This is a genomic window from Kineococcus mangrovi, assembly GCF_041320705.1.
Lineage (GTDB): Bacteria > Actinomycetota > Actinomycetes > Actinomycetales > Kineococcaceae > Kineococcus > Kineococcus mangrovi.
This window is the reverse complement of record NZ_JBGGTQ010000009.1, coordinates 94,730-108,735: the sequence shown is the minus strand read 5'-3', so window position 1 is coordinate 108,735 and position 14,006 is coordinate 94,730. Positions and strand designations below refer to the sequence as shown.

Annotated in this window: 11 protein-coding genes; 4 read left to right on the top strand and 7 right to left on the bottom strand. The window is 75.9% G+C overall.

Features of this window, described 5'->3' with window-relative positions:
• Window positions 1-68: 68 nt before the first annotated feature.
• A complete protein-coding gene (locus AB2L28_RS17700; protein ID WP_370720308.1) occupies window positions 69-854 on the bottom strand; it encodes a DeoR/GlpR family DNA-binding transcription regulator in 786 nt (261 codons plus the stop codon).
• 161 nt (window positions 855-1,015) lie between these two features.
• On the opposite strand from AB2L28_RS17700, the gene AB2L28_RS17695 reads away from it, so the two are divergent.
• A complete protein-coding gene (locus AB2L28_RS17695; protein ID WP_370720307.1) occupies window positions 1,016-1,684 on the top strand; it encodes an ROK family protein in 669 nt (222 codons plus the stop codon).
• 451 nt (window positions 1,685-2,135) lie between these two features.
• Here the strand turns inward: AB2L28_RS17695 and AB2L28_RS17690 are convergent, their stop codons facing one another.
• The gene (locus AB2L28_RS17690; RefSeq protein ID WP_370720306.1) at window positions 2,136-3,056 is read right to left on the bottom strand and encodes a DUF368 domain-containing protein; all 921 of its coding nucleotides are present in this window, start codon (window positions 3,054-3,056) and stop codon (window positions 2,136-2,138) included.
• A gap of 27 nt (window positions 3,057-3,083) precedes the next feature.
• Window positions 3,084-4,358: a serine--tRNA ligase gene (gene serS, locus AB2L28_RS17685; protein ID WP_370720305.1), complete on the bottom strand. Its 1,275-nt coding sequence runs from the start codon at window positions 4,356-4,358 to the stop codon at window positions 3,084-3,086.
• A 98-nt stretch (window positions 4,359-4,456) separates the two neighbouring features.
• Between serS and AB2L28_RS17680 the strand changes: the two genes are divergently transcribed.
• On the top strand, window positions 4,457-5,554 hold the full coding sequence (locus tag AB2L28_RS17680) for a diacylglycerol/lipid kinase family protein (protein ID WP_370720304.1): 1,098 nt from the start codon (window positions 4,457-4,459) through the stop codon (window positions 5,552-5,554).
• Here the strand turns inward: AB2L28_RS17680 and AB2L28_RS17675 are convergent.
• The 4 genes from AB2L28_RS17675 to AB2L28_RS17660 all read right to left on the bottom strand — a co-directional run bounded on the left by AB2L28_RS17675 (window position 5,499) and on the right by AB2L28_RS17660 (window position 10,103).
• Window positions 5,499-7,379, bottom strand: a complete 1,881-nt coding sequence (locus tag AB2L28_RS17675; RefSeq protein ID WP_370720303.1) for an EAL domain-containing protein — start codon at window positions 7,377-7,379, stop codon at window positions 5,499-5,501. The genes AB2L28_RS17680 and AB2L28_RS17675 overlap by 56 nt on opposite strands.
• A 62-nt stretch (window positions 7,380-7,441) precedes the next feature.
• Entirely contained in the window at window positions 7,442-8,386 is a 945-nt protein-coding gene (pheA, locus tag AB2L28_RS17670) for a prephenate dehydratase (protein WP_370720302.1), read from the bottom strand.
• Between the two features lie 58 nt (window positions 8,387-8,444).
• Entirely contained in the window at window positions 8,445-8,750 is a 306-nt protein-coding gene (locus tag AB2L28_RS17665) for a WhiB family transcriptional regulator (protein ID WP_370720301.1), read from the bottom strand.
• Window positions 8,751-8,819: 69 nt separating this feature from the next.
• Window positions 8,820-10,103 carry a glycosyltransferase 87 family protein gene (locus AB2L28_RS17660; RefSeq protein WP_370720300.1) on the bottom strand — a complete coding sequence of 428 codons (1,284 nt, stop codon included), beginning with the start codon at window positions 10,101-10,103 and terminating at the stop codon, window positions 8,820-8,822.
• A 60-nt stretch (window positions 10,104-10,163) separates the two neighbouring features.
• Between AB2L28_RS17660 and AB2L28_RS17655 the strand changes: the two genes are divergently transcribed.
• Together AB2L28_RS17655 and AB2L28_RS17650 are read left to right on the top strand one after the other, a co-directional pair.
• Complete coding sequence (locus AB2L28_RS17655) at window positions 10,164-12,407, top strand: hypothetical protein (protein ID WP_370720299.1); 2,244 nt, start codon at window positions 10,164-10,166, stop codon at window positions 12,405-12,407.
• A gap of 132 nt (window positions 12,408-12,539) precedes the next feature.
• Entirely contained in the window at window positions 12,540-14,000 is a 1,461-nt protein-coding gene (locus AB2L28_RS17650; protein WP_370720298.1) for an aldehyde dehydrogenase family protein, read from the top strand.
• Window positions 14,001-14,006: the final 6 nt, after the last annotated feature.

Here is a 14,006-nt window from a genome sequence, read left to right as displayed (position 1 = left end):
TGACGACACGACGACCGCCGCGTCGAGGCAGGAGCAGCACCCCGCCGCGGCCCGGAGACGTCACCGGGTCAGGGGGCAGGTGCCGCCACGACGACCTCGACGCCGGCGGCGGCCAGGTCCGCGGCGGCGTCCTCCGGCACGGGGCCGTCGGTGACGAGGACGTCGAGGCGTTCCAGGGAGCAGATGCGGGCGAAGGTCGCCCGGCCCAGCTTCGTGGCGTCCGCGGCGACGACGACCCTGCCGGCGACGGAGGCGATCCGGCGGCTGGCCTCGGCCTCGCCCTCGTGGATCGTCGTGGCCCCGAAGCGGCCCGTCAGGCCGTCGACGCCGAGCACCGCGACGTCGAGGCTGAAGTCGGCGAGCGAGGAGGCCACGAGCGGTCCGACGAGCTCGTAGGACTGAGCGCGCGGGACCCCGCCGGTGACCACGATCTTGACGTGCTCGCGGACCGACAGCTCGTAGGCGATGTTCAAGGCGTTCGTGACGATGGTGACGCCGGCGGCGCCCAGCCGGTCGCTGGACCCCAGGGCCCGCGCGACCTCCGTCGTCGTCGTCCCGCCGTTGAGCCCCACCGAGGTCCCGGGGCGGACGAGGTCGGCCACCGCGCGGGCGATGGCGAGCTTGGCCCGGGCCTGCCGCGGGATCTTGTACTGCAGCGGCAGCTCGTACCCGGAGCTGAGCACCGCGGCGCCGCCGTGCGTCCGCGTCACCAGGCGCTGCTCGGCCAGGACGTTCAGGTCGCGGCGCACGGTGGCCGTGGAGACGCCCAGCACCTCCGACACCTCGGCGATGGAGACGTTCCCGCGCTCGATGACGAGTTCGAGGGCGCGGTTGAGGCGCTGCTGGGCCGTCATGCGCTCCTCCGGGCGGGGCGGGCGGCGGGTGCCGCGGGGTGGGGCCGCCCCAGGATGACAGGCCCGCCCTCGACCCTCGTGCGCGCTCCTGATCGGACGTGCACCCACCACGTCAGGAACACTCAGGGCGTGCTCACCCGTCGACCCCGCAGGACGTGACCGTGCCGCAGGACCCGACGCCGTGCCGCCCCGCCGCCCCCATCGGCGCGCCGGGACGCTCGTTCGGCGTCGACGTGGGGGGCACCACCGTCAAGGGCCTGCGGCTCGGTGCCGACGGGACCGTCCGGGGCGAGCACCGCGTGCGCACCCCCGCACCGGACCCGGACGGCCGGCGGGTCGCGGCGGCCGTCCTCCAGGTGGCGACCGCGCTCGGGCACTCCCCGGGCGAACCCCTCGGGGTCGCCCTGCCCGGGGTCGTCGACGAGCGCGCGGGCCGTGCCGTCCGGTCGGCCAACCTCGGCTGGGCCGACGTCCCGTTCACCGGGCTGCTGCCGCCGGGCACGACCCTGTGCCACGACGTGCGGGCCGGGGCCGTCGCGGAGGCCCGCTCCGGCGCCGCCCGCAGGGCCGAGGGTGTCGTCGCCTTCGTCCCCGTCGGCACCGGCATCGCCGCCGCGGTGCTCCTCGACGGCATCGCCCTCGTGGCCGGTGGGTTCGCCGGCGAGATCGGCCAGCTCGTCCTGACCGACGGCCCGTTCCGGGGCCTGCGCACCGAGGAGGTCGCCTCCGCCGCCCGGCGCGCCGGGTGCGAGGGAGCCCGAGACGCGGCGGCCGCCCCGGGTGCGGCGCTGCTCGCGGCGGACGCGCGGACGGCCGCGGTCGCGTCGTGAGCGCCGACGCCCCGGCCCTCGGACCGCTCGGCGACGGGGACGCACCGGACCTGCGGGGGGAGGAGTTCGTCGCTGCCCTCGACACCCACCGCGCCGACGTCCAGGCGCGCTTCGCCGCCCTCGGCCTCGGCCCCGACGTCGCGGTGGACACGCTCGCCGACGTCGTCGCGGTGGGCCGGTCGCGGGTCGAACGGGTCCCCCGCGGGGGCCGGCACGCGGTGCACTGCCCGAGGGCGGCCCGCCGACCGACGCCGCGCAGGCCGACCGCGCCGGCGCGCGGTTCGTGTTCCGGGACACCCCGGACGCGGTGCGGTCCGGCTCCGCCGAACCCCGCACGCGGTCGGCGCGGATCGTCGCCGGCCACCTGCGAGCGGGTGGGCACTGGGCCGAGCCGGCGCGGTGGGCGCCGGGGAACCCGGTGCCCGTCACGACCCCGCCGGCCCCACCGCCGTCAGCGCGGGAGGCGGCCCTCCAGCCGGGACTGCACGACGAGCAGCAGCGCCACCCCGGCGGCACCCGCCAGAGCCAGCGCGGCGACCGTCCCCACGTCTTGCCCGGGGGCCAGCAGCGTCCGGTCCCCGTCCTGCCACGGCCACAGGGCGCGCAGCGAGCCCGCCAGCAGCCCGGTCATGACGGACAGGGTGACGTCGGCGTGCCGCTCGAGCAGGTGCTGCAGCACCCGCACGAAGGAGGCCAGGCCGACGACCGCGCCGAGGGCGAACGCTCCCAGGTAGGCGAGGTCCCGCTCGCTCACCGCCGCCAGGGTCACCTCGTACAGCCCCAGCGTCAGCAGCAGGAAGGAGCCGGAGACGCCGGGCAGGACGAGGGCGCAGACCGCGACGGCGGCCGCCGCGGCGACCAGCACCAGCGGCGGGTCCGACACCGCCCCGGCGGGCAACCCCGTGAGCGCGAAGGCCGCCACGGCCATCGCGGCCGCCGTGAGCACCCGGGCCGGGGACCACCGGCCCACCATCCGCGCCGGGACGACCACCGAGGCCAGGACGAGCCCGAAGAACACCGCCCGCGAACCCACGGGGTGCTCGGTCACCAGGGGTTCGAGGACGACGGAGGCGACGACCAGCGCGACGGCCATCCCCGCGAGCACGGGGACCAGGACCGCCCAGTGCGCCCGCCGCAGGTGCTCGCGCGCCGCCCGCGGCCCGCCCGTCACCCCGGCGCGGGCCGCGCTGACGACGTGACCGGCGGAGTCGATGAGCTGGCCGTAGACCCCCGTGATGAGGGCGACCGTGCCGCCGCTGACACCCGGCACCACCTCGGCGCACCCCATGAGGCCCCCGCGGACGAGGTCCAGCGGAACCCTGCGGGCGGAGGTGCGGGTCTGGTCGGGCCTCGGTCGGGGTTCGGCGTCCACGGCCCCACCGTAACCACCGCCGGCGGGTCAGCGGACGGGCGTGAGGACGTCCAACCCCAGGAACGGCTGCAGCGCAGCGGGGACGCGGACCGAACCGTCGGCCTGCTGGTGGTTCTCCAGGATCGCCACGAGCCAGCGCGTCGTCGCCAGCGTCCCGTTGAGGGTCGCGACCGGGCGGGTCCCCGAGCCCTCGGCGAGGCGCTCGCGGACCCCGAGCCGGCGGGCCTGGAACGTCGTGCAGTTCGACGTCGAGGTGAGCTCCCGGTACGTCCCCTGCGTGGGGACCCACGCCTCGCAGTCGAACTTGCGGGCCGCGGAACTGCCCAGGTCCCCGGCCGCGGTGTCGATGACCCGGTAGGGGACCTCGACCGCGGCGAGCATGTCCTTCTCGAAACCCAGCAACCGCTGGTGCTCGGCCGCGGCGTCCTCGGGACGGCAGAACGAGAACATCTCGACCTTGTGGAACTGGTGCACCCGGATGATGCCGCGGGTGTCCTTGCCGTACGACCCCGCCTCGCGGCGGTAGCAGGCCGACCAGCCCGCGTAGCGCTTCGGCCCGTCCGACAGGTCGAGGATCTCCTCGGCGTGGTACCCGGCGAGCGCGACCTCGCTCGTGCCGGTGAGGTAGAGGTCGTCCTCCTGCAGGTGGTAGACCTCGGCCGCGTGGGCGCCCAGGAACCCGGTGCCCGCCATGACCTCCGGCTTCACCAGCGTCGGGGTGATCATCGGGCTGAACCCGTTCTCCACGGCCTTCGCCACCGCGAGGTTGAGCAGGGCCAGTTCCAGGCGCGCCCCGACACCGGTGAGGAAGTAGAACCGCGACCCCGACACCTTCGCGCCGCGCTCGGTGTCGATGGCGCCGAGCATCTCGCCGAGTTCGAGGTGGTCGCGCCAGGCGTCGAGCCCCTCGGGCAGCGGCGGCGGGGTACCGACCTCCTCGAGGACGACGTAGTCGTCCTCACCGCCGGCCGGCACACCGTCCTCGACGACGTTCGGGATGAGGCGCAGCGCGGCCTCGAACTCCTCGCCGACCGCGGTCGACTCGGCCTCGGCGGTCTTGACGCGCTCGGCGAGTTCCCTGACCCCGGCGAGGATCCGCTTCTTCTCCTCGCCCTGGGCCGCCGCGACCTCCTTGCCGCGGGACTTCTGCTCGGCGCGCAGCTGCTCGAACTGGGCGATGGCCGTGCGGCGGCGGGCGTCGAGGTCGAGGACCCGGTCGACGGCGGCCTCGTCCTCACCGCGGGCCCGCTGGCTGGCCCGGACGGCGTCCGGTTCGTCCCTGAGGAGTCGCAGGTCGATCACGGCACGACACTAACGGGTCCGCCCCGCCCGGTCCGACCGAGTTGTGCGCCCCTCTCCTCCGGACCGCCGCGGGCGCGGGAGCCCGCTAGCGTGGCCGGATGACGGTGGCGGACCTGATCGACACCGGCGCGGTCGCCGTCGTCCTCGCGCTGGCCCTGGTGGTGGTGTTCACCCTGCTCGCCCGCGAGCGCCGGGCCACGCGGCGGTTGCGGGCGGCCCAGGTCCCGTCCACGACCCCGCACCTGGACCCCGAGCAGCGCCGGCGCGCGGCGATCGTGGTGAACCCGACGAAGTTCTCCTCCCTCGACGAGCACGCGCTGCGGCGTCGGCAGGCGTACGTGGCGGCGGTGTTCCGCTCCCACGGGTGGGACGACCCGGTGTGGTTCGAGACGACCCCGACCGAGCACGGCCGCCGGCAGGCCCGGGAGGCCGTCGCCCAGGGGGTGGACCTCGTGCTCGCCGCCGGCGGCGACGGCACGGTGCGTTCGGTCGCCGAGGGCCTGACCGGCACGTCCACGCCGATGGGCCTGCTGCCCGCGGGGACGGGGAACCTGCTGGCGCGCAACCTGGACGTCCCGCACACCGACCTCGCCGCGGCGCTGGACCTGGTGTTCTCCGAGGAGGACCACCGCGTCGACGTGGGCCGGCTGGAGGTGGACCGGACCGGCCGGGACGCCGACCCCGAGCGGCACCTGTTCCTCGTCATGGCCGGGCTGGGTTTCGACGCGGCGATGATGGCCGGTGTCGAGGACCGCCTCAAGCAGCGGCTGGGGTACGGCGCCTACGTCGTCTCCGGCGCGCGGGCGCTGTGGGGTCCGCAGGCGAAGGTGCAGATCTCGGTGGACGGGTCGGTTCCGGCGCCGTCGCGCACGCGGGCCGTCATCGTCGGCAACTGCGGCAAGCTGACGAAGCAGCTGGTCCTCATGCCGGACGCGCGGATCGACGACGGAGCGCTCGACGCCGTGGTGCTGTCCCCCCGCGGCGGGATCGGCTGGGGCGAGGTGGCGTGGGCCATCGCGACCCGGGACAGGCGCGGTCAGCGGCGGGTGCGGCACCTGCGGGGACGGCGGTTCGAGGTGCGGTGCACGGACCCGCAGGAGGTCCAGCTGGACGGCGACCCCATCGGGGCCGCGCGGCGCATCACGCTGACCGTGGACCCGGGAGCGCTGCTGGTGCGCTGCCCGCCGCCCCGCTGAGCGAGCGGGCGGTGAGGGCGTGCGCGGCGAAGCAGGCCGCCGCCGACGCCGCGTCGCGCAGGACGGCGGGCAGGTCCGGCTGCGGCCGCCGCCAGCACTGGGACAGGACGTAGCGGGCGCCGTCGGCGGTGACGACCGGGACGGCCAGGACCGCCGAGACCCCCCACCGACGGGCCAGGTCGCCGTCGACGACGGTGCTGGTCCGGGCGTCGGGCACCCAGACGGGCCGCTGGGTGGCCACGGCCCGCGCGACGGCGCTGCGGGCGCGCTCGTCGTAGACGGAACCCTCCACGGCGTGGGGGGTCTCGCCGTGGTGGTCGACGACCCTCCACCGCGGGTCCCCGTCGCAGCGGCCGACGAGCACGGTGAAGTCGGGTCGGGTGAGGTCGTGGACGGCGCGGGTGAGGACGTCGGCGACACCGGCCTCCCCGTCGGCGCGGTCCACCTCGGCCGTGGCCTGCAGGATCGCCTGGACGCGGTCGAGCTGGCCGGCCGCGTCGACGCCCTCGACGTGGTCGGCGAGGACCCCGGCGAGCAGCCGCAGCACCTCGCGCTGGGCGTCGTCGACGCCGAGGGGCCGCCGGTCGTAGACGCACAGGACGCCGAGGGCGCGGCCGAGGGCGTCGAGGACGGGGACCCCGAGGTAGTACCGGACGCCGGCCGCGACGGCGTCCCCGTCGGCGAACCGGGGGTCCTCGCCGCAGTCGAGCTCGAGGACGTCGCGCTGCAGCACCGTCCACGAGCACGGGGTGCCGTCGCGCGGGACCCGGCTGAAGGTGTGCCCGTGCGGGGCCAGGAGGTGGACGTGCTCCTCGGTGACGACGCTGAAGCTCGCGAACTCAGCCCCGACCAGGCGCGCCGCGAGGGCGGTGGTCCGCCGCAGCAGCCCCGGTGCGGCCGCCGTCGCCGCGAGGACGTGGTGGGCGAGCTGGACGCGGTCGGCCTCGTCGGCCGGTCGCGGTGCGGGGACGAGCCCCTCGACCTCCCCGTCGACGGCCGGCCCGCAGGAGTCGGCCGGGCGGCCGGGGACGGTCGCGAACACCTCCTCCGCCGGGACGGGCCGGGCGAAGTGGTAGCCCTGCAGGACGTCGGCGCCGAGCGCGCGGACGCGTTCGGCGGTCCGCTCGTCCTCGACGCCCTCGGCGACGACCTCCATGGACAGCCGGTGGGCGAGGTCGACGAGGGCGCGCACGATGGCGGCGTCGACGGGCGCCTGCGCCGCGGCCGCGACGAAGGTGCGGTCGATCTTCAGCTCGTCGACCTCGAGCTGGCGCAGCATCGTCAGCGACGTGTAGCCGGTGCCGAAGTCGTCGAGGGAGACGCGGGCGCCCGCGGCGCGCAGGGCGGCCAGGACCGCCGCGGCCCCGCACGGGTCGGCCAGCAGCGCCGTCTCGGTGACCTCGAGGGTGAGGACGCCGGGTTCGAGGCGGTGCTCGGCGAGGACCGCGCGGACGGTGCCGAGGAGGCCGGGGTGCTGGACGAGGGCGGCGGACAGGTTCACCGAGACCCCGATGTCGTGGCCCGCCGCGCGCCAGGCGGCGCACTGGGCCACGGCCCGTTCCAGGACCCAGGTGGTGAGCGCGACCATCGTGGGGGTGCCTTCGGCGAGCGGGACGAACGCGCCGGGCGCGAGCAGCCCGCGCTCGGGGTGCTGCCAGCGGACGAGGGCCTCGACGCCGACGACGCGGTGGGTGCCGGCGGCGACGATCCGCTGGTAGTGGACCCGCAGCTGGCCGTCCGCGATGGCCGCGGGCAGCTCGGTCTGCAGCGCGAGCGCGGCGGGGTCGGCCGCGGGCGGCGTCTCGGGGCACGTCGGACTGGTCACGTCCTGTGCATCGGCGCACCCCGCGGGCTTCTAGATGCGCCGTGCGGGTGGCCGCGGGGGCGTCAGGAGGCGGCGCCGGCACGGAGCCGGTCGAGCCAGTCGCGCGCCTGCTCGAAGTCGTGCTCGCTGGGCCCGGAGCCGGTGGCGGCGGACCCGGCGCCGGCGCGCGGGTAGCTGCCGACGAACCGGACCCGCTCGCAGACGCGGTGCAACCCCATGAGCGCCTCGCCGACGCGGGCGTCGGTGACGTGCCCGTCGCAGTCGATGGAGAAGCAGTACCGGCCGAGGGCGTCCCCGGCGGGGCGGGACTCGATGCGGGTCAGGTTGATGCCGCGCGTGACGAACTGCTCGAGCGCCTCGACGAGGGCGCCGGGGCGCTCCTCGCTCAGGAACACCACGAGGGACGTCTTGTCGTTCCCGGTGGGCGCGGGGGTCGTGCCGGCACCGGGGCGGGACAGCAGGACGAACCGCGTCTGGGCGCCCGCGCGGTCCTCGATGCCCTCGGCCAGGACGTCCAGGCCGTGCCGGGCGGCGGCGAAGGGGGCGCAGATGGCCCCCTCGAAGCCGGCCGGTTCCCCACCGGCGAGCTCGTCGGCGAGGGCCTGGGCGGAGGCGGCCGTGGAGGTCGCGGGCACGTAGCCGACGCCGGGCAGCTGCGCGTGCAGCCACCGCCGGACCTGCGCGTGGGCGTGGGAGTGGGTGCTGACGCGCGTGATGTCGCCCAGGCCGACGCCGGGGCGGGCGGCGAGGACGAACGTCACGGGGATGACGACCTCGGCGACGACGACGAGCGGGTCACCGACCGCGAGCCCGTCCAGGGTGGCGGGGACCCCGCCTTCGACGGAGTTCTCGATCGGCACGCACCCGACGTCGGCGGCCCCGCTGCGGACCGCCTCGATCGTGGCGTCGACGCTGGCCATCGGCTCGGCGGGCGCACCGCCGACGACGGTCCGCAGGGCGGCCTCGGTGAACGTCCCGACGGGGCCGAAGAACGCGTAGCGCAGCACGGTCCCGCACAGTAGCCGTCCCCCTCCCCCGCGGGGGACGGCCGGGCGGTGGGCGGCCTCAGCCGGCCCGGCGCAGCCTCCGCTTGTCCGTGCGCTCGCTCCAGATCGCGTCGCGCTGGTCCTCGGTCAGCCCGCCCCAGACGCCGTAGTTCTCCCGGTGCGTCAGGACGTGCTGCCGGCACTGGCGCAGCACGGGGCACTCGGCGCAGATGGCCAGCGCCGCGGCGTCGCGGTGCTGGCGGGCGGCTCCCCGTTCCAGCTCGGGGTGGAAGAACAGTTCGGAGTCGGCGTCCCGGCAGGCGCCTGAGAGCTGCCACTCCCAGGCGTCGACCGTGGGGCGGAGTCCCTTGCCCATCTCACTCACGGCATTGCCCCCCTCGAGGTGTGTCACGTCGTGGTCACGTGGACCAGTAGTGCCCTGTCAGGGGAAAATCTAAACGCTATGCGATCGGTTCGTCACTACCTGTGATTGAACTGGGGTGTGTCGCACGACCGACCGCCACAGGACGAGGACCGCGGCGCAGGCCCACCACAGGTCCCCGTTCTGCACGGTCCGCGCCACGACGGTCGGCACGTTGCGCTCGGCGAGCAGGTTCGCCCCCCACCACGGCCAGGCGACCCACAGCAGCAGCAGCCCGGCGACGGCCGCCACGACCCGTGAGCGCACCCGCGCGTCCCCCACGAGGGCACCGAGCACGACGACCCCCCACAGGTAGTGGTGCAGCCACGAGACCGGGGAGACCAGCAGGGCCACCAGACCGCACGCCGCGACCTCCCCCACGAGGTTCCCGCGCCGGTGCAGCGCCCGCGCCAGGGCGAAGCCGGCGACGGCGGCGAGGAGGGCCAGCACACCCCACAGCGCCGTCGTCGCGCCGTCGGACAGGTACAGGCGCAGGACGAAGCCGCGCAGCGACTGGTTCGAGGACCCCGCGTTGGGGCCGAGGCGGTCGGAGTCCAGCAGCGCCGACGTCCAGAACTGCAGGGACCCCTCGGGGGCGACGGCGAACGTCGCGACCGTCACCCCGACCGCGGCCAGGACGGCGTTGCGCAGCTCCCGCCACTGCCTCGTGATCGCGAAGTGGACGAGGAAGACGCCCGGCGTCAGCTTGATCGCGACCGCGATCCCGACGAGCGCCCCGCGCGGCCAGCGCAGCGTGGACCGCCCGACCCGCAGACCGTCGGCGCCCTTGACGAGGTCCAGCAGGCACAGGGTCACCAGGACCGCGTTGACCTGCCCGAAGCGGATGTTCTCCCCCACCGGGGAGATCCACACGCACGCCGCCACGACGAGCCCGTGGGCCAGCCCGCTCCAGCGGCCCGCACGCTCGAGCAGCGGCCGGAACGCCAGGCCGACGACGACGTACAGCAGCAGGAGCTGGAACCCCGTCCACACCCACCCCGCCACCGCCCACGGCAGGAGCGCCAGCGGGATCGACAGGACGGCCGAGAACGTGGGGTAGGTGAACGGCAGGAGCTGCGGCACCTCCGTCTCGTGGAGGTAGACGGGCCGGCCGATGAGCAGCGAGCGCCCGGCCTCCCGGTAGACCTCCAGGTCGACCTGCCACTGGTCGTCGGGGTAGGCCACGAGGTACCGGTGCACGATCGGGGCGACGGCGACGAGCACGACGAGCACGCCGAGCACCCGCCACAGCCCCGCGCGCCCCCGGGGACGCGCTCCCGTCGGTCCGGCCGGCTCAGCGGTCCCCTGCGTCAGCACCCCCCGATCCTCCCCCAGCGGCGCACGGGTCCCGACCACCTCCGCCCCTAGCCTGGGCGGGTGCCCCACCCGACCACCGCCCCACCGTTCGCGCGGGCCGTCCCGCCCGCCCACCGCCGGTCCGTGGTGGCCGCCGTCCTGGGGGTGCTCGCGGTCCTGCTGGGGGTGGGCGCGGCGCCGGCGCAGGCGGCCACCACCCCCGGCGGGCGGGCCCCGCTCGTCGTCGTCGGGTTCTCCGGGGTGCGGTGGACCGACGTCTCGCAGGAGGCGACCCCCGCCCTGGCGTCGATGGCGTCGGGGGCGATCGGGACGGTCGCCGTGCGCAGCGTCTTCACCGCGGCGTGCCCCGCCGACGGGTGGCTGGGCCTGTCCGCCGGCCGGCGCGCCACCGACTTCGACGGCACCTCCGCCGAGCACGTGCGGGCCGCCTGCGCCGCCGTCCCGGTGCCGGCGGTCGCCACCGGCGCGGTCGGCGGGCCGGTGACGGTCCCCGGCTTCGAGGAGTTCCGGCGGATCGCCGACGGGGACACCTTCAGCGCCGTGCCCGGCACGCTCGGGTCCGCGCTGTCGTCGGTGGACTCCCTCGCGGTGGGTCCGGGGGCGGCGATCGCCCTGGCCGACACCTCCGGGCGGGTCCCCGACCACGTCCCCGCGACCACGCCCGCCGAGATCGGCGGGTACGTGCAGGACGCCCTGGAGGACGGGACCCGCGTCGTCGTGGTGGACGCCGGCGTCGTCCGCGACCCCGCGAACCTGCCCGCTCTGGAGCAGGTCCCCGCGCAGTCCCGCGCCGAGCAGGTCGCGGCCGTCGACGCCCGCCTGGCCGCCGTCCAGCGCGCCGTCGCCGACTCCACCGGGACCGACGGCACGACGGTGCTGGCCGTGTCCCTGGCCGACGCCGGCCGCACGGCGCACCTGCAGTTCGGCGCGGCCACGGGGCCGCAGCCCGGCTCCGGGGACTACGAGGGGTACCTGGGGTCCCGCTCGACCCGGCAGACGGGGATCGTGCAGACGACCGACCTGACCCCGACCGTCCTGGCCCTGGCCCTGGGCTCCGACCACGGCACCCCCGGGCTCGTCGGCGCCCCCGTCACGAGCACCGACGCGAGCACCCCGGTCGCCGACCGCCTGGAGAAGGTCCGCGACCTCGACGCGGCGGCGCAGGCCGTCCAGCCGCTCGTGGGCCCGTTCTTCACGGTGTGGGGGGCCTCGCAGATCGTCCTGTACGGCGTCGCGACGATCGCGCTGCGCAAGGCCTGGGGCGGCGCCGCGGGACGACGGTGGATCCTCACCTGGTTGCGCGCGGTGGCCGTGGTGTTCGGGGCCGTGTGCGCCTCGACGTTCCTGGCCAACACGATCCCGTGGTGGCGGGCGGGGGACACGACCGGTGCGCACCTGCTCGCCGTGACCGGCGCGGTCGCCCTGTACGTCGCGATCATCACCGCCCTGGCGTTGCTGGGGCCCTGGCGCCGGAACGCGCTCGGACCGCTGGGGTTCGTCGGCTTCGTCACCGCCGCCGTCCTGGCCCTCGACGCCGCAACCGGGTCCCGGCTCATCACCTCCAGCCTCAACGGGCTGCAACCGGTCGTCGCGGGCCGGTTCTACGGCCTGGGCAACCAGCAGTTCGCCCTCTTCGCGACCGGGTCGCTGCTGTTCACGATCGCGGTCGCGGACCGGCTCGTGCGCACCGGCCGGCGCCGTCCGGCGGTGGTGTTCGTGGCCGTCGTGGGGCTGCTCGCGACCTACGTCGACGGCGTCGTCGGTTCCGACTTCGGCGGGCCACCGGCGATCCTGCCCGCCTTCGGGTTCCTCGCCCTCGTCGTGGCCGGGGTGCGGGTCACGTGGCGGCGCGTCGTCGTGATCCTCGCCGCGACCGTCCTCGTCCTGGCCGCGATCTCCGTGGCGGACTGGTTGCGCCCCACCGACGACCAGACGCACCTGGGCCGCTTCGTGCAGACGCTCGTGGACGGCGGCGCCTGGCAGGTGATCGAGCGCAAGGGCGCGCAGAACCTGCGGATCCTCTACAGCAACTGGATCCTCAGCCTCGTCCTGGCCCTGGCCGCGGTGTTCATCGCCGGCGTGCTCGCCAGGCCGCGGGTGCTGGGCGTCGCGGTCCTCGAACGCGCCTACGACCGCCACCCCGTCCTGAAGCCGGGCCTGGCGTGCCTGCTCGTGCTGCTCGTCATCGGCTTCGCCGTCAACGACTCCGGGGCCGCCGTCCCGGCCGTCGGCGCGATGCTCGCCGTACCGCTGCTCATCGCGTGCACCACGCGGGTCGTGGAGGACGAACCCGCGCGCACCTGACCGGCGGCGCCACCCCCGGGCCGGGCGGTGCGGCCCGACGGGCCACCCGCCGTTGACAGGTTTCCTGACGTACCGCACGCTGTGGGTACCGCCGACGGAGCCGTCGGACGGCCCCGGACACGGAGGTGCGGCATGACGGAGGCGTGGCCCGCGGGCCTGGGCGGCCTGTTCATCGACGGGCGGCGGGTGCAGACACCGGAACGGCTCGACGTCGTCGACCCGGCGACCGGCCGCGTGGTCGGCGACGTCTCGCGCGGCGGGGCCGAGCACGTCGAGGCGGCGGTCGCGGCGGCGCGGGCCGCCGGGGAGGGCCCGTGGGGGCGCACGACGGGCCGGGACCGCTCGAAGGTGCTGCTGCGCATCGCCGAGCTCATCCGCGAGAACGCCGACGAGCTCGTCCGGCTGGAGAGCCTGGACGTCGGCAAACCCGTCGGGTTGTGCCGGCCCGTGGACGTCGAGACGGCCGCGGAGCAGTACGCCTACTGCGCCGCCCTCGCCCAGACCCTCGACGGGTCGGTCCGGTCGACGCCGTTCCCCGCGCACGCGTACACCGTCCGCGAACCCGTCGGCGTCGTCGCGGCCATCACCCCGTTCAACTTCCCCCTCGTGCTGTCCAGCACGAAGATCGCCCCGGCCCTGGCCGCGGGGAACACCGTCGTCCACAAACCCGCTGCGGACACCTCGCTCAGCGCCCTGTTCATGGCCCAGCTGTTCCTCGACGCCGGGGTCCCCGCGGGGGTCGTCAACGTCGTGACCGGTTCCGGCGGCGAGGTCGGCGAGGCGCTGCTGCAGCACCCGGGGGTCGACAAGGTCGCCTTCACGGGCTCGACGGAGGTCGGCCGGCACGCCGCGGCCGTCAGCGGGCAGAACCTCACCCAGGTCACGATGGAACTCGGCGGGAACGCGGCGAACATCGTCTTCGCCGACGCCGACGTGGAGTCGGCCGTGGGTGCGGCGGTGAAGGCGTTCGTCTTCAACACCGGGCAGTTCTGCATGGGCGGGCCGCGACTGCTCGTCGAACGCCCCCTGTACGAGACGGTGCTCGGGATCCTCGCCCAGGCCGTCCCCGGTGTGCCGGTGGGCGACCCGCGCGACCCGGGCACCGTCGTCGGTCCGCTCGCCTCGGCCCGCCAGCGCGAGGTCGTCGAGGGGTTCGTCGAGCGGGCCAAGGCCTCCGGCGCCCGCGTCGTGTGCGGGGGCGGGCGCCCGGAACTCCTCGGCGACCTCGCGGAGGGTTTCTTCTACTCCCCGACCGTCCTGGCCGACGTGGGCAGCACCGACCCCGTCGTGGCCGAGGAGGTGTTCGGACCGGTCCTGACGGTGCAGCCGTTCGACTCCGAGGACGAGGCCGTCGAGATGGCCAACGGCACCCCCTACGGGCTGGCCGCCGGGTTGCAGACGCGCGACGTCGCCCGCGCCCACCGCGTCGCGTCCCGGTTGCGCGCCGGGATCGTCTGGGTCAACGACTGGGCCCTGCTGGACCCGGCCGTGCCGTTCGGCGGGGTCGGCGCGTCGGGGTTCGGGCGCGAGTACGGGCCGGAGGCGCTGGCCTCCTACACCCGCACCAAGTCCGTCGTCGTCTCGCTGGCCTGAGGGGAT

What these genes read in the sequence shown, in the direction of transcription:
- AB2L28_RS17680 (WP_370720304.1), top strand. Translation starts at nt 4,457, where the DNA reads ATGACGGTGGCGGACCTGATCGACACCGGCGCGGTCGCCGTCGTCCTC.
- AB2L28_RS17650 (WP_370720298.1), top strand. Translation starts at nt 12,540, where the DNA reads ATGACGGAGGCGTGGCCCGCGGGCCTGGGCGGCCTGTTCATCGACGGG.
- AB2L28_RS17700 (WP_370720308.1), bottom strand. Translation starts at nt 854, where the DNA reads ATGACGGCCCAGCAGCGCCTCAACCGCGCCCTCGAACTCGTCATCGAG.